This is a genomic window from Pseudomonas veronii, assembly GCF_001439695.1.
Lineage (GTDB): Bacteria > Pseudomonadota > Gammaproteobacteria > Pseudomonadales > Pseudomonadaceae > Aquipseudomonas > Aquipseudomonas veronii.
The window spans coordinates 115,499-133,715 of record NZ_JYLL01000007.1 but is presented as its reverse complement, the minus strand read 5'-3'; the positions used below and the strand labels follow the sequence as shown (position 1 = coordinate 133,715).

At 57.9% G+C, this 18,217-nt stretch carries 21 protein-coding genes, 1 tRNA gene and 1 pseudogene; 20 read left to right on the top strand and 3 right to left on the bottom strand.

What is annotated here, in order from left to right; translation table 11 throughout:
- The first annotated feature begins 452 nt into the window (after window positions 1-452).
- Together TU80_RS11835 and TU80_RS11830 are read left to right on the top strand one after the other, a co-directional pair.
- Window positions 453-878: an HIT domain-containing protein gene (locus TU80_RS11835; protein WP_046382253.1), complete on the top strand. Its 426-nt coding sequence runs from the start codon at window positions 453-455 to the stop codon at window positions 876-878.
- 3 nt (window positions 879-881) lie between these two features.
- Window positions 882-1,088, top strand: a complete 207-nt coding sequence (locus TU80_RS11830) for a SlyX family protein (RefSeq protein WP_017847119.1) — start codon at window positions 882-884, stop codon at window positions 1,086-1,088.
- Between the two features lie 67 nt (window positions 1,089-1,155).
- On the opposite strand, the gene TU80_RS33695 is transcribed toward TU80_RS11830, so the two are convergent.
- The gene (locus TU80_RS33695) at window positions 1,156-1,758 is read right to left on the bottom strand and encodes a cold-shock protein (protein WP_010566142.1); all 603 of its coding nucleotides are present in this window, start codon (window positions 1,756-1,758) and stop codon (window positions 1,156-1,158) included.
- Window positions 1,759-2,185: 427 nt separating this feature from the next.
- Here TU80_RS33695 and TU80_RS11820 point away from each other — a divergent pair, with 427 nt between their 5' ends.
- From TU80_RS11820 to TU80_RS11735, 18 genes are all read left to right on the top strand, one after another.
- On the top strand, window positions 2,186-2,659 hold the full coding sequence (locus TU80_RS11820) for a Dps family protein (RefSeq protein WP_057004530.1): 474 nt from the start codon (window positions 2,186-2,188) through the stop codon (window positions 2,657-2,659).
- A gap of 180 nt (window positions 2,660-2,839) precedes the next feature.
- Window positions 2,840-3,181 (top strand): ribbon-helix-helix domain-containing protein, encoded by a 342-nt coding sequence (locus TU80_RS11815; RefSeq protein ID WP_017847121.1) that lies wholly within the window; start codon window positions 2,840-2,842, stop codon window positions 3,179-3,181.
- 182 nt (window positions 3,182-3,363) lie between these two features.
- A complete protein-coding gene (locus TU80_RS11810) occupies window positions 3,364-3,585 on the top strand; it encodes an FmdB family zinc ribbon protein (RefSeq protein WP_026140049.1) in 222 nt (73 codons plus the stop codon).
- A gap of 109 nt (window positions 3,586-3,694) precedes the next feature.
- A complete protein-coding gene (gene aspS, locus TU80_RS11805; protein ID WP_017847123.1) occupies window positions 3,695-5,470 on the top strand; it encodes an aspartate--tRNA ligase in 1,776 nt (591 codons plus the stop codon).
- A gap of 135 nt (window positions 5,471-5,605) precedes the next feature.
- On the top strand, window positions 5,606-6,352 hold the full coding sequence (locus TU80_RS11800) for a YebC/PmpR family DNA-binding transcriptional regulator (RefSeq protein ID WP_017847124.1): 747 nt from the start codon (window positions 5,606-5,608) through the stop codon (window positions 6,350-6,352).
- A gap of 157 nt (window positions 6,353-6,509) precedes the next feature.
- Window positions 6,510-7,034 carry a crossover junction endodeoxyribonuclease RuvC gene (gene ruvC / locus TU80_RS11795; protein WP_017847125.1) on the top strand — a complete coding sequence of 175 codons (525 nt, stop codon included), beginning with the start codon at window positions 6,510-6,512 and terminating at the stop codon, window positions 7,032-7,034.
- A 68-nt stretch (window positions 7,035-7,102) separates the two neighbouring features.
- Window positions 7,103-7,714, top strand: a complete 612-nt coding sequence (ruvA, locus tag TU80_RS11790) for a Holliday junction branch migration protein RuvA (RefSeq protein WP_017847126.1) — start codon at window positions 7,103-7,105, stop codon at window positions 7,712-7,714.
- Window positions 7,715-8,773, top strand: a complete 1,059-nt coding sequence (ruvB, locus tag TU80_RS11785; RefSeq protein WP_057004529.1) for a Holliday junction branch migration DNA helicase RuvB — start codon at window positions 7,715-7,717, stop codon at window positions 8,771-8,773.
- 139 nt (window positions 8,774-8,912) lie between these two features.
- Complete coding sequence (gene ybgC / locus TU80_RS11780; protein WP_046382255.1) at window positions 8,913-9,368, top strand: tol-pal system-associated acyl-CoA thioesterase; 456 nt, start codon at window positions 8,913-8,915, stop codon at window positions 9,366-9,368.
- A gap of 1 nt (window position 9,369) precedes the next feature.
- Complete coding sequence (tolQ, locus tag TU80_RS11775; protein ID WP_017847129.1) at window positions 9,370-10,065, top strand: protein TolQ; 696 nt, start codon at window positions 9,370-9,372, stop codon at window positions 10,063-10,065.
- 23 nt (window positions 10,066-10,088) lie between these two features.
- On the top strand, window positions 10,089-10,541 hold the full coding sequence (tolR, locus tag TU80_RS11770; protein ID WP_160384999.1) for a protein TolR: 453 nt from the start codon (window positions 10,089-10,091) through the stop codon (window positions 10,539-10,541).
- Window positions 10,541-11,632, top strand: coding sequence for a cell envelope integrity protein TolA (gene tolA / locus TU80_RS11765; protein WP_057004528.1), 1,092 nt, complete (start codon window positions 10,541-10,543; stop codon window positions 11,630-11,632). The genes tolR and tolA overlap by 1 nt, the downstream gene beginning before the upstream one ends.
- Before the next feature lie 17 nt (window positions 11,633-11,649).
- Window positions 11,650-12,930, top strand: coding sequence for a Tol-Pal system beta propeller repeat protein TolB (gene tolB / locus TU80_RS11760; RefSeq protein WP_046382256.1), 1,281 nt, complete (start codon window positions 11,650-11,652; stop codon window positions 12,928-12,930).
- Window positions 12,931-12,982: 52 nt separating this feature from the next.
- A complete protein-coding gene (pal, locus tag TU80_RS11755; protein WP_003209827.1) occupies window positions 12,983-13,483 on the top strand; it encodes a peptidoglycan-associated lipoprotein Pal in 501 nt (166 codons plus the stop codon).
- A gap of 6 nt (window positions 13,484-13,489) precedes the next feature.
- Complete coding sequence (ybgF, locus tag TU80_RS11750) at window positions 13,490-14,320, top strand: tol-pal system protein YbgF (protein ID WP_057004527.1); 831 nt, start codon at window positions 13,490-13,492, stop codon at window positions 14,318-14,320.
- A gap of 164 nt (window positions 14,321-14,484) precedes the next feature.
- Window positions 14,485-15,132 (top strand): 7-carboxy-7-deazaguanine synthase QueE, encoded by a 648-nt coding sequence (queE, locus tag TU80_RS11745; protein WP_017847133.1) that lies wholly within the window; start codon window positions 14,485-14,487, stop codon window positions 15,130-15,132.
- 16 nt (window positions 15,133-15,148) lie between these two features.
- The gene (gene queC, locus TU80_RS11740; protein ID WP_162231531.1) at window positions 15,149-15,823 is read left to right on the top strand and encodes a 7-cyano-7-deazaguanine synthase QueC; all 675 of its coding nucleotides are present in this window, start codon (window positions 15,149-15,151) and stop codon (window positions 15,821-15,823) included.
- Window positions 15,824-15,886: 63 nt separating this feature from the next.
- A tRNA-Lys gene (locus TU80_RS11735) sits at window positions 15,887-15,962 on the top strand.
- Window positions 15,963-16,843: 881 nt separating this feature from the next.
- On the opposite strand, the gene TU80_RS11730 is transcribed toward TU80_RS11735, so the two are convergent.
- Window positions 16,844-17,224, bottom strand: coding sequence for a profilin (locus TU80_RS11730; protein WP_057004526.1), 381 nt, complete (start codon window positions 17,222-17,224; stop codon window positions 16,844-16,846).
- A gap of 614 nt (window positions 17,225-17,838) precedes the next feature.
- Window positions 17,839-18,133, bottom strand: a pseudogene (locus TU80_RS33410) (conjugative transfer ATPase); the annotation flags it as partial.
- Between the last annotated feature and the right edge of the window lie 84 nt (window positions 18,134-18,217).

Here is an 18,217-nt window from a genome sequence, read left to right as displayed (position 1 = left end):
GCGAAACACCCGCTTCCCGAAGGGTGCCGTTGCCGACGATGTGGGTGTGAATGCAACAAGCGCGCCCAAACCGGTAACTGAATGTCATTTTTTCGTGAAAAGCCTCACTGCGGTGTAAAAACCGCATAAACACGGGCCTCTCAAGCCGTTCAGTTTGTCCTTGACGGCCATGCATTCCATTGATTCGGTGGTGCATGAATCCTGTACCTGCGCGAAACGTTACCGGTTCACCCTCATGGGTGGGTACTTGGCGGATCTCTTTGAAGCACAAGTGGGTCATTTTGGTGCACTCCGATGAGTCCCGATTCAGCGTAGCTCAATTATTCGCCTGCCTCGAAAAGGGGCAGGTTTTTTATCGGGATGCGCGTTGGCGTCTGTATTCGAAGTGAAGCCGCCGGCGTTCGAAGGTATGCTGGGCGCCAGAATCTGACCTGCCGAACGGAGTGCCCGCGGTGTTCGCCTTAGATCAACGCCTGCAACAAGACACACTGACCATCGGGGACTTCCCGTTGTGCCGCCTGCTGCTGTCCAATGACTCGAATTACCCTTGGTTTATTCTGGTACCGCGCATAAACGGTATCAGCGAAGTTTTTCAATTGTCTGTCATAGATCAACAAAAACTGTGGAATGAAACGACAACCCTTGCGCAATTGCTGAGTGAAGGTTTCGGCGCCGACAAGATGAACATCGGCGCGCTGGGGAACGTTGTCAGCCAGTTGCATGTGCATGTGATCGTGCGCAAGCGCGATGACATGGCCTGGCCTGCGCCGGTCTGGGGCAAGCATCCGGCCCGGCCGTATACTGAAGAACAGGTGGCAGCGATCCGTGCGCGGTTGCGCGAGCTGTCACCTGCCGACTTCATCTTTAGCCAGGACTGAACCATGGATCTGCAAGACCGCGTGACCGACCTGGAAAGCCGCCTGGCCTTTCAGGACGACACCATCGAAACCCTCAACGACATCCTGGTCACCCAGCAGCGGGCGGTCGAACGCCTGCAGCTGCAGATGACCGCGCTGCTCAAGCGCCAGGAAGAAATGGGCGGCCAGTTCGAGTCGTCCGAAGAAGAAGCGCCGCCGCCTCACTATTAATAGCCGCGCAATAAAAAACCGCGATCCAGCTTGTGCCGGATCGCGGTTTTTTTTGCCTGGCTTGGAATCAGCGACGCGGCAACGCGGCGATCACATCTTCGGCTTGCAGGCCTTTGTCGCGGTTCATGACGGAGAATTCCACACGCTGGCCTTCGACCAGGACGCGATGGCCTTCGCCACGGATGGCCCGGAAGTGGACGAAGATATCGTCGCCCGAATCGCGGGAAATAAAGCCGAAGCCCTTGGACGTGTTGAACCACTTGACGGTCCCGGTATCCCGATTGGTCATGTCGTAGTTTTGCGACGCGGCCGCAGGGGACGAACGGTAGAAGCTGATGGCCAGGTGAAGAACGATGGCGACCAGCGCAATCACCAGGCTGAGCAGGATGGCCGGGTGGCCGCCGACTTCAGGCATGGGTGCCAGGAGGGTGAGGGTTTGTACGACAACAGTCAGCACCAGCAGCGCGCTGACCAGGTTTTGCAGTTGATGACGCGTGCCTTTGTTCCAGTAAGGGATCACTGGCGCCAGCGTCAGGTTAAGAAGGCCGAACAAGGCCAGGTACAGAGCGTCATGTTGTTGCAGGTAGGGCAGGCTTTCAGGCTGCAGGCTCGGGATAAAGGACAGCAGCAAAGCTGCAACGCCCGTTAGCAGGTGGACGATTTTCAACATTTTGATTAACTCACGTTAAGACGGATCACAAGGAAGAGCTGACTGGCACGGTTCGCTTCTGAACAATGGGAGGCGTTGGGCACGTGCGCGGGTATCAGCCTATGCGCTGGCCGAAGAAAATAACGGCAGCGACACGCTGCCTATTTAACAGCAAAGGCTGTGCCTACTCAAATCAAGCATTTCCGGGCGTTGCAAGGGGCAGGGCATTTCTGCGTCAAACGCTTGTCCTAGACAGTTGCAGGCGTTTTGCCTGCTGTCGGGGAAATTTTCTGTCGCGCCTAAAGCCTTTACCGTCGCGGGCCAGCGAGGCCGCGCAGGGCGATTTGCCGCACGTCGCCTCGGTGCGTCGGGCTGCACACAGTGGGTACTCTTGCTAGAGTGATCCGGCACCTGATCAATGAATGCTGTTCAATTGAAGGGGATAAACATGGCAATCGATATCGGTATCAGTGAAGAAGATCGCAAATCCATCGTCGACGGGCTTTCGCGTCTGCTTTCCGATACCTATGTACTGTACCTGAAGACCCACAATTTCCACTGGAACGTCACGGGCCCCATGTTCCGCACGCTGCACTTGATGTTCGAAGAGCAGTACAACGAGCTGGCGCTGGCGGTGGACCTGATTGCCGAGCGCATTCGTGCCCTGGGCTTCCCGGCGCCGGGTGCCTATTCGATCTATGCGCGTCTTTCTTCGATCAAGGAAGAAGAGGGCGTGCCCAGCGCTGAAGAGATGATCAAGCAACTGGTGGCGGGCCAGGAGGCGGTTACGCGTACCGCGCGCGGTATTTTTCCGCTGCTCGATAAGGTCAGCGATGAACCGACGGCCGACCTGTTGACCCAGCGTATGCAAGTTCACGAAAAAACTGCGTGGATGCTGCGTTCCCTACTCGAAAACAAGTAAACACCGACCTCGGGCGGCGGCCCTGGCGCCGCTCGCTTGTTTCTCCGTGCTTCCTGGCGTTGTCCTACGACTATCAACTCCCCGTCTTCTGGCTACCCCCCGTCGTCCTGCTGTTTGATAGGCCCACTGTCCAATGGGAGAAGCCCATGGACTGCTGTTTGGCAATGGAGTGTCAGGTGTATGTCGCGTGGAGTGGGTAGTAGAGTGATGGAGACCTGTGGTTTTCATAAGATAAACGTCGACCCCTTTGTCAAAGGGTTCGATATGGGGCTGGCGCGGCCGTTGTCCCGATCGGTAAGGCTCAATGGGTTTTCCACTTGCCTGCGGCTGGAACAGATCTACTGGAATATCCTCACGGAAATAGCCAGGCTCAATGCCTGTTCAGTCAGTGCGCTGTTGTCTTATGTCGATCGGGAAGTGCATTTGCGCTATGGCGGCGTGAAGAACTTCAGCGGGCTGGTCAGGGTGGTCTGCGTGGTTCACGTATTGAAAGGCCGCGCTTGCCTGTCCAATCCCGAGTAATCCGGGGGTTCCGGGGCTGGCCCGGCGTTCAGGCGGGCCGGGCCTCGGGCAGAAAGCCGGCTGCGCTGCCTCGATTTACCAGATATAATCCCGCGCTTTGCCGCTGCAGGCGCTTTCTGCGCAGTGGCCTCTATCCGGAGGCCGGCGCGGCACAGTAACGATCTGATCGCCGAGACATCTCCATGCCCATGTACGACTATCAATGCGCTTCCTGTGGTCATCAGTTGGAAGCCATCCAGAAGATCAGCGACGCGCCGCTGGTCGATTGCCCAGCTTGCAAGGCGCCTGAGCTTAAAAAGATGTTGTCCATGCCGGGCTTCCGCCTGAGCGGCAGCGGCTGGTACGAGACCGACTTCAAGACCGGCTCGAAGAAGAATCTGGCGGGCGGCGACAAAGCAGACTGAGTTGAACTCTACGCGCAGGCTCCTGCATTATCCGTCCCCTGACTTATGTACGGTGACTGAGGCCAAGCCTGCCACCGAATTTCGAATTACGAGAAGTGAAACCACTACCATGATGCGCAGCCATTATTGCGGCCAACTGAACGAGACCCTGGAAGGTCAGGAAATCACCCTTTGCGGATGGGTTCACCGTCGCCGCGACCACGGCGGGGTGATCTTCCTCGATATCCGTGATCGTGATGGTCTGGCCCAGGTGGTGTTCGACCCGGACCGCGCCGAGAGCTTCGCCGCCGCCGACCGCGTGCGCAGCGAATACGTAGTGAAGATCACCGGCAAGGTGCGCCTGCGTCCGGCCGGTGCGGTGAACCCGAACATGGCGTCCGGCGCGATCGAAGTGCTGGGCTACGAGCTGGAAGTGCTGAACGAGTCGGAAACCCCGCCGTTCCCACTGAACGAATATTCCGATGTTGGCGAAGAAACCCGCCTGCGTTATCGCTTCCTGGACCTGCGTCGCCCGGAAATGGCCGAGAAGCTGCGTCTGCGCTCGCGCATGACCACCAGCATCCGTCGCTTCCTCGATGAAAACGGCTTCCTCGACGTTGAAACGCCGATCCTCACCCGTGCCACCCCGGAAGGCGCGCGTGACTATCTGGTGCCGAGCCGTACCCACGCCGGCAGTTTCTTCGCCCTGCCGCAATCGCCGCAGCTGTTCAAGCAACTGCTGATGGTGGCCGGCTTCGACCGTTACTACCAGATCGCCAAGTGCTTCCGTGACGAAGACCTGCGCGCCGATCGCCAGCCTGAATTCACCCAGATCGACATCGAGACCAGCTTCCTCGATGAAAAAGAGATCATGGGTATCACCGAACAAATGATCCGCAACCTGTTCAAGGAAGTGCTGGACCTGGAATTCGGCGAATTCCCGCACATGACCTTCGAAGAAGCCATGCGCCGCTACGGTTCCGACAAGCCTGACCTGCGTATCCCGCTGGAACTGGTGGACGTGGCCGACCAACTCAAGGACGTCGACTTCAAGGTGTTCAGCGGCCCGGCCAACGACCCGAAATGCCGCATCGCCGCCCTGCGCGTGCCTGGCGGTGCGAGCATGCCGCGCAAGCAGATCGACGACTACACCAAGTTCGTCGGCATCTACGGTGCCAAGGGCCTGGCGTACATCAAGGTCAACGAGCGTGCCAAGGGCGTTGACGGCCTGCAGTCGCCGATCGTGAAAAACATCCCGGAAGCCAACCTCAATGTGATCCTCGATCGCGTGGGCGCAGTCGACGGTGACATCGTGTTCTTCGGCGCCGACAAGGCCAAGATCGTCAGCGAAGCCCTGGGCGCGCTGCGGATCAAGCTGGGCCACGACCTGAACCTGCTGACCTGCAAGTGGGCACCGATGTGGGTCGTCGACTTCCCGATGTTCGAAGAGAACGACGACGGCAGCTTCAGCGCCTTGCACCACCCGTTCACCGCGCCGAAGTGCTCGCCGGAAGAGCTCGAAGCCAACCCGGCGGGCGCTCTGTCCCGGGCCTACGACATGGTCTTGAACGGCACTGAGCTGGGTGGCGGTTCGATCCGTATCCACCGCAAGGAAATGCAGCAAGCGGTATTCCGTCTGCTGGGCATCAACGAAGCCGAACAGGAAGAGAAATTCGGCTTCCTGCTCGACGCCCTGAAGTACGGCGCACCGCCCCACGGCGGCCTGGCCTTTGGCCTGGACCGTCTGGTGATGCTGATGACCGGCGCCCAGTCGATCCGTGAAGTGATCGCCTTCCCGAAAACCCAGAGCGCTGCGGACGTCATGACCCAGGCGCCAGGTGTTGTGGATGCCAAGGCACTGCGCGAGCTGCATATCCGCCTGCGCGAGGCGCCAAAGGCTGAGTAAGGCCGCTGCGTGAAAGCGCGATAAGGTTTTACGCAGTCAAAAAGGCGCATCTTCGGATGCGCCTTTGCGTTACAAGGGTTGTATCCCGCCTGGGGCGGGGTTGATAAGGTTTCTAGAGAATTTCGGAGTTGTGTTATGGCTGGCCATTCCAAGTGGGCGAACATCAAGCACCGCAAAGAGCGTCAGGATGCCAAGAAAGGCAAGATCTTCACCAAGTGGATTCGCGAACTGACCGTCGCCGCCCGCCAGGGCGGCGGTGACCCAGGCTCCAACCCGCGTCTGCGCCTGGCGCTGGACAAGGCCCTCGGCGCCAACATGAGTCGCGACATCATCGACCGCGCCGTGGCCCGTGGCGCCGGTGCGGCCGATACCGACGACATGGTCGAGCTGACCTACGAAGGCTACGGCCCGGGCGGCGTGGCGGTGATGGTCGAGTGCATGACCGATAACCGCAACCGTACTGCCGCGGCGGTGCGTCATGCGTTCAGCAAGTGCGGTGGCAACCTCGGCACGGACGGCTCGGTGGCCTACCTGTTCGAGCGCAAGGGCCAGATTTCCTTCGCGCCGGGCGTGGATGAAGACGCGTTGATGGAAGCCGCGATGGAAGCGGATGCCGACGACGTGGTGACCAATGAAGACGGCTCGATCGATGTGTTCACCTCGTTCGCCGGGTTCTATGCGGTGCGTAACGCGTTGGAAACCGCTGGTTTCAAAGGCACCGACGCAGAAATCGTGATGCTGCCGACCACCAGCGCCGAACTGGACCTGGACGGCGCGCAGAAAGTGCTGAAGATGCTGGATATGCTCGAGGACCTGGATGACGTGCAGAACGTCTACTCGAATGCTGACATTCCAGAGTCGGTCGCCGAGCAGCTAGGCTGACGGACGATGTGGATCTAAATGTGAGAGGGGGCTTGCTCCCGATTACGGTGTGTCAGTCATTTATGAATCGACTGAACCACCGTAATCGGGAGCAAGCCCCCTCCCACATTGGATTTTACCTGTATCAAAAATTGTGTTTACCCGACCTGCAGGCGTTATGACTTTAATTCTAGGTATCGACCCCGGTTCGCGCATCACCGGTTTTGGTGTGGTGCAACACACCCCGCGCGGCTGCGTGTATGTCGCCTCGGGCTGCATCCGCACCGGTGCGGGCGAGTTGGCCGAGCGCCTGCAGATCGTCTATCGCGGCGTGCGTGAAGTGATCCAGACCTACAAGCCGGTGACCATGGGGATCGAAAAGGTGTTCATGGCCAAAAACGCCGACTCGGCTCTCAAGCTCGGCCAGGCCCGTGGCGCCGCCATCGTCGCCGGTGCCGAGGAGGCCATGGAAATCGCCGAGTACACCGCCACCCAGGTCAAGCAGGCCGTGGTCGGCACCGGCGCGGCCAATAAAGAGCAGGTGCAGATGATGGTCATGCACATGCTCAAACTCACCTCCAAGCCGCAGATCGACGCCTCCGACGCCCTGGCCATCGCCATTTGCCACGCGCATACCCGTTCCAGCCTGCTGCCTCACGGCCTGGGGGCGGCACGTAGTCGTGGCGGGCGGCTGCGTCTCTGATAGCATCGGCGCAATCGTTATTTGCGGTCAGGCCTCGATCTGACCCCCAAGCTTTAAGGATCTGAACCGTGATTGGACGCTTGCGCGGCACCCTGGCTGAGAAACAGCCGCCGCACCTGATTCTGGATGTCAACGGGCTGGGGTATGAGCTGGAAGTGCCCATGACCACCCTGTATCGCCTTCCGTCGGTTGGCGAGCCATTGACCCTGCATACTCACCTTGTGGTGCGCGAAGATGCGCAACTGCTCTATGGCTTCATTGGCAAGCGTGACCGGGACTTCTTCCGCGAATTGATTCGCCTCAATGGCGTAGGGCCGAAACTGGCCCTGGCGCTGATGTCGAGCCTGGAAGTGGATGAACTGGTACGCGCGGTGTCGGCCCAGGACACCTCGGCGCTGACCAAGGTGCCGGGGGTCGGCAAGAAAACCGCCGAACGCCTGCTGGTGGAGCTCAAGGACCGTTTCAAAGCCTGGGAAGTCGTGCCGAGCATGTTCGCCCTGGTGCCGAACCAGCCGAACCAGCCGGCGGCCCAGGTGGCCAGTGCCGAAAGCGATGCGGTCAGCGCGCTGATTTCCCTGGGCTACAAGCCGCAGGAAGCCAGTAAAGCGGTGTCGGCCATCAAGGACAAGAACCTGAGCAGCGAAGACATGATCCGCCGAGCCCTGAAGGGAATGATTTAAGTGATTGAAGCTGATCGTCTGATCGCGGCCACCGGCCCCCGTGACCGTGAAGAAGTCCAGGACCGCGCCATCCGCCCCCTGAGCCTGGCCGACTACATCGGCCAGCCCACCGTGCGCGAGCAGATGGAGTTGTTCATCCAGGCTGCGCGTGGGCGCAGTGAATCCTTGGACCACACCTTGATCTTCGGCCCGCCGGGGTTGGGTAAAACCACCCTGGCCAACATCATCGCCCAGGAAATGGGGGTGTCGATCAAGTCCACCTCCGGCCCGGTGCTGGAGCGTCCGGGCGACCTCGCGGCGCTGCTGACCAACCTCGAACCGCACGACGTGCTGTTCATCGACGAAATCCACCGCCTGTCGCCCATCGTCGAGGAAGTGCTGTACCCGGCGATGGAAGACTTCCAGCTCGACATCATGATCGGTGAAGGCCCCGCGGCCCGCTCGATCAAGCTCGACCTGCCGCCGTTCACCCTGGTGGGCGCGACCACGCGCGCGGGCATGCTGACTAACCCGTTGCGAGACCGTTTCGGCATCGTCCAACGTCTAGAGTTCTATAGCACCGCAGACCTGGCGACCATCGTCAGCCGTTCGGCCGGCATTCTCGGCTTGCCCCTGGACCCCGAAGGCGCGTTTGAAATCGCCCGGCGGGCGCGGGGCACGCCACGGATCGCCAACCGCTTGCTGCGGCGCGTGCGCGATTTTGCCGAAGTGCGAGCCAAGGGCCATATCACCAAGGTCGTGGCCGACCTGGCGTTGAACCTGCTGGACGTGGATGAGCACGGCTTCGATCACCAGGATCGACGGCTACTGTTGACCATGATCGAGAAATTCGACGGTGGCCCGGTGGGCGTGGACAGCCTGGCAGCGGCCATCAGTGAAGAGCGCCATACCATTGAGGACGTGCTGGAGCCGTACCTGATCCAGCAGGGCTACATCATGCGTACACCAAGGGGCCGGGTGGTTACCCGCCATGCCTATTTGCACTTTGGGCTAAACATTCCGTCACGATTGGGCGAGATGCCCGTGCTAGACGAATTCCTCGATGCAGTGGACGATTAAAAAGGTCACTCGGGTCGATTTATTCAAGGTTTGTGCTGTCCTAGTGGCTGGCGTCGTCATTCAGTCGTTAGAAATGTTTCATAGAATGAAAAAACAGTTGCCCAGCCGGATTGGCAACCTGAGGAGTAAGCACTAGAGTATGCGCGCGCAAAACGGGGATCAGTCGTTCGCACATCGCTGTCGCGTTTATTACGAGGACACCGATGCTGGCGGCATCGTGTATTACGTCAATTACCTCAAGTTCATGGAGCGGGCTCGAACCGAGCGGCTACGGGAGCTGGGCTTTGCCCAATCCCAGCTGGCAGGGGAGGACCTGTTGTTTGTCGTGCATTCCAGCGAGGCGCGTTATTACGCGCCGGCGCGATTGGACGATGAGCTGCTGGTCAGCGCTGAAGTAATCGAATTGAACCGTGTCAGCCTGCGCTTTAAACAGCAGGTCAGGCGGGCTGCGGATGCAACGCTGCTCTGTGAGGGGCAGTTCCTGGTGGCGTGTGTGCGCCCCAATAGTTTGAAACCTCGGGCCATTCCCGAAACTCTACGTGCGGCCTTTGCCGCCGTGAGCGGCGCGGGTAAACAATCAAAGCAGGAGATTTAGCGTGGAACCTACCGTCGTCGACCATTCCTCCATGTGGAGCCTGGTCAGTAATGCCAGTGTTGTGGTTCAACTGGTGATGCTGATCCTGTTAGCCGCATCGGTTACATCCTGGGTCATGATTTTTCAGCGCAGCAACCTGCTGCGTGCCGGTCGACGTGCCCTGGAGAGCTTCGAAGAGCGCTTCTGGTCGGGTATCGACCTGTCCAAACTGTATCGCCAGGCCGGTAGCAACCCTGACCCGGATTCGGGCGTCGAGCAGATCTTCCGTGCCGGCTTCAAGGAGTTCTCGCGCCTGCGCCAGCAGCCGGGCGTCGATCCGGAAGCGGTCATGGAAGGCGTGGCCCGTGCCATGCGCGTGGCCATCTCCCGCGAAGAAGAGAAGCTGGAGCAGAGCCTGCCGTTCCTCGCCACCGTGGGTTCCGTCAGCCCGTACATCGGTCTGTTCGGTACCGTGTGGGGGATCATGAACTCCTTCCGCGGCCTGGCCCAGGCCCAGCAAGCGACCCTGGCCACCGTGGCCCCGGGTATCGCCGAAGCCCTGGTCGCCACCGCGATCGGCCTGTTCGCTGCGATCCCGGCGGTTATCGCCTACAACCGCTTCGCCGCGCGCGGTGAGACCCTGATCAGCCGTTACTACACCTTCGCCGACGAATTCCAGGCGATCCTGCACCGTAAAGTGCACACCAGCGAAGAATAAGCAGGTACTCCCCGATGGCTTTAATCACTCGAGCACGAACCAAGCGCAAGCCGGTCGCCGAGATGAACGTAGTGCCTTACATCGACGTGATGCTGGTGCTGCTGGTGATCTTCATGGTGACCGCGCCGATGCTCAACCAGGGTGTGAAGGTTGATCTGCCCAAGGTTTCCAGCGAAGCCTTGCCCCAGGACAACAACACCCAGGTGCTGACGATTTCGATCAAGGCTGACAAGACCTACTACTGGAACCTTGGCAGTGAAGTCGATACGCAGAAACAACAGGACAAGGCCCTGACCTTGCCGGCGATGACCGATGCGGTGACCAAGATCATTCGCTCCGGCAACGAAGGCGGCAAGCACACCCAGGTGTTCATCCGCGGCGACAAGTCGGTCGACTACGGTTCCGTCATGGGCGCCATGGGCGGGCTGCAGAAGGCCGGCGTCGGTAACGTTGGCTTGATTACCGAGGCGCCCTGATGCACCAACAGCGAGAGCCGTCCGCCTCGGAAAGCTACTTCTGGCCTAGCGTCTGGGCAATTGCCCTGCACGTCCTGGTGTTTGGCATGCTGTTCGTCAGCTTTGCCATGACCCCGGACCTGCCGCCAGCCAAGCCGATCGTGCAGGCGACCCTGTATCAGCTGAAATCGAAAAGTCAGGCCACTACCCAGACCAATCAGAAGATTGCGGGTGAGGCCCAGAAGTCGGCTGCGCGCCAGACTGAAGTCGAGCAGATGGAACAGAAGAAGGTCGAGCAGGAAGCAGTGAAGGCTGCTGCGGAACAAAAGAAAGAAGAGGCGGCTCAAAAGGCCGAGGAATCGAAAAAGGCTGACGAAGCGAAGAAGGCTGACGAAGCGAAGAAGGCTGACGAGGCGAAAAAGGCTGATGAAGCCAAGAAAGCCGAGAAAGCTGCCGAAGCTAAAAAAGCCGAAGAGAAACAATTGGCTGATATAGCCAAGAAGAAATCTGAAGAAGAAGCCAAGAAAGCTGCCGAAGAAGAGGCCAAGAAAAAGGCCGCTGAAGACGCCAAGAAAAAGATAGTCGAAGACGCGAAGAAGAAAGCCGCCGAAGACGCCAAGAAAAAAGCTGAAGCAGACGAGGCGAAGAAGAAAATCGCCGACGACGCGAAGAAGAAAGCTGCCGCCGATGCCACCAAGAAAAAGGCCCAGGAAGCAGCGCGTAAATCCGCCGAAGAGAAAAAGGCCCAGGCCTTGGCAGATTTGCTCTCCGACACGCCGCAGCGTCAGCAAGCCTTGGCCGATGAACGTGGCGATGAAGTCGCGGGCAGTTTCGACGACCTGATTCGGGCGCGGGCAGCAGAAGGCTGGACACGTCCGCCTTCGGCACGCAAAGGCATGACAGTAGTGCTGCAGATCGGCATGTTGCCGGACGGTACGGTGACTTCGGTCAGCGTGGCCAAGTCCAGTGGTGACGGTTCGTTCGACAGTTCGGCGGTCGCGGCGGTCAAGAATATTGGCCGGTTGACCGAGATGCAGGGAATGAAACCAAGCGACTTCGCTCCCTATCGTTCATTCAAGATGACATTCACACCTGAGGATTTAGCCTTGTGAGAAACCTTCTTCGAGGAATGCTTGTCGTTATTTGCTGTATGGCAGGGATAGCGGCGGCGGATGAAAAGAACATCCTGGTCACCAGCGGTAGCGATCGGGCCACCCCGATCGCCGTTGTACCGTTCGGCTGGCAGGGCGGCAGCGTGTTGCCGGACGACATGGCCCAGATCGTCAGCGACGACCTGCGCAACTCCGGTTACTACGCGCCGATTCCCAAAGGCAACATGATCAGCCAGCCGACCCAGGCCAGCGAAGTCATCTTCCGCGACTGGAAAGCCGTGGGTGCCCAGTACCTGATGGTCGGCAGCATCGTGCCGGCCGGCGGTCGCCTGCAGATCCAGTACGCCTTGTTCAACGTGGCGACCGAGCAGCAGGTCTTGACCGGCAGCGTATCGGGCACCGCCGAACAACTGCGCGACATGGCCCACTACATCTCGGACCAGTCGTTTGAAAAGCTCACCGGTATCAAGGGGGCTTTCTCGACACGTCTGCTGTATGTAACGGCCGAGCGTTTCTCCGTAGACAACACGCGCTACACGCTGCAGCGTTCCGACTATGACGGCGCGCGCGCTGTGACCTTGCTGCAATCGCGTGAACCAATCCTGTCGCCGCGCTTCGCGCCGGACGGCAAGCGCATTGCCTACGTGTCCTTCGAGCAGAAGCGTCCGCGCATCTTCGTCCAGCACATCGATACTGGCCGTCGTGAGCAGATCACCAACTTCGAAGGCCTCAACGGTGCGCCAGCCTGGTCGCCGGATGGTTCGCGCCTGGCTTTCGTGCTGTCCAAGGACGGCAACCCGGATATCTACGTGATGAACATGGCTTCGCGCCAGATCAGCCGCGTGACCAGCGGTCCTGGTATCAACACCGAACCGTTCTGGGGTAAAGATGGTTCGACCATCTATTTCACCTCCGACCGTGGCGGCAAGCCTCAAATTTATAAAACGAGCGTGGGTGGCGGTGGCGCGGAACGCGTGACCTTTATTGGTAACTACAACGCCAACCCTAAGCTTTCGGCTGATGAAAAGACGTTGGTGATGATTCACCGTCAGGATGGTTTCACTAATTTCCGGGTTGCGGCCCAGGATTTGCAGCGCGGAACCGTAAAAATCCTTACAGATACCAACCTAGATGAGTCAGCCACTGTTGCGCCCAACGGCACCATGGTAATCTACGCCACCCGCCAGCAGGGCCGGGGAGTCTTGATGCTCGTGTCCATTAATGGACGCGTAAGGCTCCCGCTTCCTACCGCACAAGGCGAAGTCAGAGAACCATCCTGGTCCCCTTACCTGAACTGACGCGGCGCTACATGATTTGCTTAACACACTGGGGTTCATTAGGAGTTTCACGATGGAAATGCTGAAGTTTGGTAAGTTTGCTGCTCTGGCTCTGGCTCTGTCCGTAGCCGTTGGTTGCTCGTCTAAAGGCGGCGACAATGCCGGTGAAGGCGCAGCTGTTGATCCAAACGCTGGTTATGGCGCCAACACTGGTGCAGTTGACGGCTCCCTGAGCGAAGAAGCTGCTCTGCGCGCAATCACCACTTTCTACTTCGAATACGACAGTTCGGACCTGAAACCAGAAGCCATGCGCGCTCTGGACGTTCACGCGAAGGACCTGAAAGCTAACGGCGCTCGCGTTGTTCTGGAAGGTAACACCGACGAACGTGGTACTCGCGAGTACAACATGGCACTGGGCGAGCGTCGTGCGAAAGCCGTTCAGCGCTATCTGGTACTGCAAGGTGTTGCTCCAGGCCAACTGGAACTGGTTTCCTACGGTAAAGAGCGTCCAGTTGCTACTGGCCACGACGAGCAGTCCTGGGCTCAAAACCGTCGCGTCGAACTGCGTAAGTAATTCGTCATGCGAACGTGCCGTCGTGCTCTAACTGTATTGGCTCTCAGCCTCGCGCCGCTTGCGGTGTGGGCTGCGGTTCCTGTGGAAGATAGCAACTCAGGCTATAACAATAGCGGGAGCAGTTATCCGCCAGCAGGTTATGGCACGAACGGCGCCTATGCTGGGGGGGCGGCTACGTCCGCTCCCTCGGCACAGGGCGAACTGTTCAACCAGTTGCAACGCATGCAGGATCAATTGTCGCAGCAACAAGGCGCCATTGAAGTTCTGCAGAATCAAGTGAACCAGCTGAAGCAAGAAGGCCTGGAGCGATACCAGGATCTTGATCGACGCATAGGAGCCGGCGTTACACCTGCCGCTACTCCTGATAATTCTTCTGCCGGTGGCGCGCCAAGTGCCGCCGCCGGTGGTGGTGCAGCAGGGGCCGCCGCCGCAGCCCCTGCCGCCAGCAGCGAACCGGGTGATCCGGCGAAGGAAAAACTGTATTACGATGCAGCCTTCGACCTGATCAAGGCCAAGGATTTCGACAAGGCCAGCAAGGCCTTCACCGCATTCCTCGGTCGTTACCCAAACAGTCAGTACGCGGGCAACGCCCAGTACTGGCTGGGTGAGGTAAACCTGGCAAAGGGTGATCTGCAGGGGGCGGGCCAGGCATTTGCCAAGGTCAGCCAGCTGTACCCCAAGCACGCCAAGGTGCCGGATTCGCTGTACAAACTCGCTGACGTAGAACGCCGCCTGGGTCACACCGACAAGGTCAAAGGCATTCTGCAGCAGGTCGTTGCCCAGTATCCGGGGACTTCCGCTGCCCAGTTGGCTCAACGCGACCTGCAGCGCTTGTAAGCGATGCTGTCCGTTTAGAAGAAACCCGCGCCTGGCGCGGGTTTTTTCGTTAGAATCCACGCCCTTTTATGAAACACGCTTCCTGGGGTTTACGCGTTGGCGGAATTCCTTGAAGTGCCTGACGGAGGCGGACAGCCTGTTTAGCTGTTACGCCCGTGGCGACTATGCAAGACACATTACGCATCACCGAAGTTTTTTACTCGTTACAGGGTGAAACGCGAACGGCCGGCCTGCCCACAGTATTTGTGCGCCTGACCGGTTGCCCCCTGCGTTGCCAGTACTGTGACAGCGCCTACGCCTTCAGTGGCGGCACCGTGCGAACCCTTGAAGACATCCTTGAACAGGTTGCCGGTTACCGGCCGCGCTACGTCTGCGTGACCGGCGGTGAGCCGTTGGCGCAACCCAACGCCATCCCTTTGCTCAAGCAGCTGTGTGACGCCGGTTACGAGGTGTCCCTGGAAACCAGCGGCGCCCTGGATATTTCCGCGGTGGACCCGCGTGTAAGCCGAGTGGTCGATCTCAAGACCCCCGGCTCCAAAGAGGCACATCGCAACCTCTACGAGAACCTGGACCTGCTGACGGCCAACGACCAGGTCAAGTTCGTGATCTGTTCCCGCGACGATTACGACTGGGCGAGCTCCAAGCTGATCCAGTACGGCCTGGACCGCCGCGCGGGCGAGGTGCTGTTCTCTCCAAGCCATCACGACCTGAACGCACGCGACCTGGCCGACTGGGTGGTGGCTGATAACCTACCGGTCCGTCTGCAACTGCAACTGCATAAATACCTTTGGAACGACGAGCCAGGACGCTGAAATGACTGAACAACCGATTGATCAAAAACGTGCGGTAATCCTGCTGTCCGGCGGCCTCGACTCCGCCACGGTGGTGGCCATGGCGCAGGCTGAAGGCTACACCTGCTACACCATGAGCTTCGACTACGGCCAGCGCCATCGCGCCGAGCTGAACGCCGCTGCCCGCGTCGCCCGCGACATGGGTGTGGCCGAGCACAAGGTCATTGGCCTGAATCTCAACGGCATCGGCGGCTCGGCGCTCACCGACAGCAGCATCGACGTGCCGGAAGCACCCAGCGAAGGCATCCCGATCACCTACGTCCCGGCGCGCAACACCGTGTTCCTGTCCCTGGCCCTTGGCTGGGCGGAAGTGCTGAATGCCCGCGATATCTTTATCGGCGTCAACGCAGTGGATTATTCCGGCTACCCGGATTGCCGCCCAGAGTTCATCGAGTCGTTCGAACGCATGGCCAACCTGGCGACCAAGGCCGGGGTAGAGGGGCAGGGCTTCCGTATCCTGGCGCCGCTGCAAAACCTCAGCAAGGCCGATATCGTGAAGGCTGGCGTAGGGCTTGGCGTCGATTATTCGCTGACTGTTTCCTGCTATCAGGCAGACGATGACGGCCGTGCTTGTGGGAAATGCGACAGCTGCCGACTGCGTGCAGAAGGCTTCAAAATGGCCGGAATTACGGACCCAACGCGTTATTTTTGATTTATTTAAAATAAGGTGTTGAATAATCCTTAGAAATCAGTATTATACGCGCCACAACACAGCGGGTCGTTAGCTCAGTTGGTAGAGCAGTTGGCTTTTAACCAATTGGTCGTAGGTTCGAATCCCACACGACCCACCATTTTTGGCGGTTTAGAAAATCCGGAAGGCCCACGCAAGTGAGGATTTCCGGGTTTTTTTTTGCCCGCGATTTGATGCTGGCTTGCATTGAATAGGGAATCCTCCTCAATGCTCGTAAGTCTCCTTAGGTGCTGATCTTCCTACACACGAATCATCGGCCGTGATCGAATGGTCAAGTACTTTGGCAGGTAACGCTCTTCAGCGCAGTTGTTGCACTTCATGCCGACCAGACCAATCATCAGCGTGAGCATCATCGATGACTCGGCGCTTTCATCAATGGATGGCAGCGGTAATCTTAGGTCTTCCCACCAGGTTCCAGACCATATCAGTCCATGACCGAGCCCAATGCCCGGTCGGGTGCAAGGCCGGAGCCATTGAGTATCTTTCGGACCCTAGGCGCACGACGTGGGTGAGCAGTTTGTATGCAGGTTTTGACCTTGCAACCGAAAGGCGTGCAGAGCAGCCAGTAGCAGACGCCTACGACCTTGTACTCCAGACAGGTTGGTGACAGGCTCCATGCTCGGTTGATCAGCCCAACCGTTTTAGCCACGTCCGGCTCGCCGTCAACGACAGAGGGCCTCTTCTCGATAGCAAGCTCCAGGCGTTTGTGACACCTTGCGGGGGCTGAGCAAGATCGCTTGGAAGGCGCTTGCCAGTGGGGGAAACAGCGCTGGATTTTACTAAGGTTGGGAGGGGCGGCTGTCGGTCGTGGCATCGTACTTGAAATGAGTTTAGGTATAGGAGGGCGGGTGGACTGCTTGAAGGGGTTGCTTAAAAAGGCCAAAGATGATGTAAATTTTAAAAGTGGTTCACATCATATCTGGCCTTGGGGTTAATGAAATAATAGGCATACTATTTTCTTGCGATTTAATGTGTATTAAATCAATATCCGGCTTCTAGCAGAAGCTCTTGAGTTCTTGAAATTTCCACTTGTGTATGTATAGGCTCCATGCCGGCGATATAGGTGCCAATAATTATACATGTCGTAGTTTTTGCGATATGAACGCCCGTCTCCTGGTACTTAAATTGTATTTGGTTTTCGTATGGTCGTCGGTACATATATTTTACTCCGTTAATATGTATTCCAGCCGCTAATAAAATACTGTCATCTTTAAATCCTGCCAGGATTTGCGAGATTTCGTCGCTGGAAATATTTAATTCGGGTGACTGGGCCCATATTGTTCCGTCAAGCCCGACTATTGCTGCTTGGGTTACTTTGCCAAAACTCGTCAGATGCTCTACATAGTCTTGCCAGGTTTCCATGTTTCTCTCCTTAATACCGTTAGATAGAAGTAATTGTGTGAATGTATCTGCATGAGAATTTATAGCTGTATTTTTTCTGCTGGTAACTGTCAGGTCTGACAGTTTTTTAATGTGTATTGTCATGGGTTATATTGTGGTTAGCTGTTTTTGATATAAGGTGGCATGGAGATGGTCTGAAGTAACTGAGCATCGTTCGGATACAGTGTGTGGTGAAGCTTGCACCTAGTCCTGGATTAACGGAAAGCCGGCCATGAATGTGCCTGCCAAAAGATCTTCCGAAATTACTCAGCGTTTATGAGATCGGGTCACGCCGCCGCCTCGGCGGACTATCAGAGATCGTAGTGAGTATTTGCGCAAGACTTCCAATATTGTATTTTCTGCACCCGCAGACTGTGGATATTGTCTAAGGCAATCGCTGAGCACTACACCAAGTTGATACTGGATGCCACAGCGATCCACCGCGTGTACCAAGACCCGTTGCAACGGCTAGATCAGTACGGGGGCATAAACTTCAAGAGTCTGAATGGCATCTTTCCCAGGTTGTTGAAGCCATTGGGTCAGGCTTTCAATCAGGCTCTGGATCAAGGTATTCAGTGTTTTGATACCTGGCGCTCCTAGGTCGTAGTTTGTTCGGGGAATATGATGATGTGCAGTTCGATGCTGCAATATCGATCCAGTGTCGTGGCGACCTCAATGGCTGCGTCGAGTTCGCTGCAGCCTGTTGCCTGCATGATGTCGAAGTGTTGTTTTTTTTCTCTTCTGGCGCTGTCATGGTCTGCGCGAGGTATTGACTTGGTGGCACTGCTCGAAACAGCATTTCCATGCTTTGGAGAGGACCCCGCCCTCGGTGAGTTTGCCGCTCTCTTTTCGTGCTGAAAGCATCATCGATTTTTGCGCCGGGCTCAGTTTGGCAAACTGGGTCAGCTGCCCCTTACCTTTAAAGGTCCTTTAGTTAGGTTGCCTGTTGCAGACGCCGGAAGGCTTCCTGTTCCC

Bases quoted from the DNA above. Each gene is read 5' to 3' on its own strand.
- ybgC (WP_046382255.1), top strand. From the start codon at position 8,913: ATGCGCGCGCAAAACGGGGATCAGTCGTTCGCACATCGCTGTCGCGTT.
- pal (WP_003209827.1), top strand. From the start codon at position 12,983: ATGGAAATGCTGAAGTTTGGTAAGTTTGCTGCTCTGGCTCTGGCTCTG.
- tolB (WP_046382256.1), top strand. From the start codon at position 11,650: ATGCTTGTCGTTATTTGCTGTATGGCAGGGATAGCGGCGGCGGATGAA.
- queE (WP_017847133.1), top strand. From the start codon at position 14,485: ATGCAAGACACATTACGCATCACCGAAGTTTTTTACTCGTTACAGGGT.
- TU80_RS11830 (WP_017847119.1), top strand. From the start codon at position 882: ATGGATCTGCAAGACCGCGTGACCGACCTGGAAAGCCGCCTGGCCTTT.
- TU80_RS11810 (WP_026140049.1), top strand. From the start codon at position 3,364: ATGCCCATGTACGACTATCAATGCGCTTCCTGTGGTCATCAGTTGGAA.
- ybgF (WP_057004527.1), top strand. From the start codon at position 13,490: ATGCGAACGTGCCGTCGTGCTCTAACTGTATTGGCTCTCAGCCTCGCG.
- tolA (WP_057004528.1), top strand. From the start codon at position 10,541: ATGCACCAACAGCGAGAGCCGTCCGCCTCGGAAAGCTACTTCTGGCCT.
- TU80_RS11800 (WP_017847124.1), top strand. From the start codon at position 5,606: ATGGCTGGCCATTCCAAGTGGGCGAACATCAAGCACCGCAAAGAGCGT.
- TU80_RS11730 (WP_057004526.1), bottom strand. From the start codon at position 17,224: ATGGAAACCTGGCAAGACTATGTAGAGCATCTGACGAGTTTTGGCAAA.
- TU80_RS11820 (WP_057004530.1), top strand. From the start codon at position 2,186: ATGGCAATCGATATCGGTATCAGTGAAGAAGATCGCAAATCCATCGTC.
- TU80_RS33695 (WP_010566142.1), bottom strand. From the start codon at position 1,758: ATGTTGAAAATCGTCCACCTGCTAACGGGCGTTGCAGCTTTGCTGCTG.
- TU80_RS11815 (WP_017847121.1), top strand. From the start codon at position 2,840: ATGTCGCGTGGAGTGGGTAGTAGAGTGATGGAGACCTGTGGTTTTCAT.
- aspS (WP_017847123.1), top strand. From the start codon at position 3,695: ATGATGCGCAGCCATTATTGCGGCCAACTGAACGAGACCCTGGAAGGT.
- ruvC (WP_017847125.1), top strand. From the start codon at position 6,510: ATGACTTTAATTCTAGGTATCGACCCCGGTTCGCGCATCACCGGTTTT.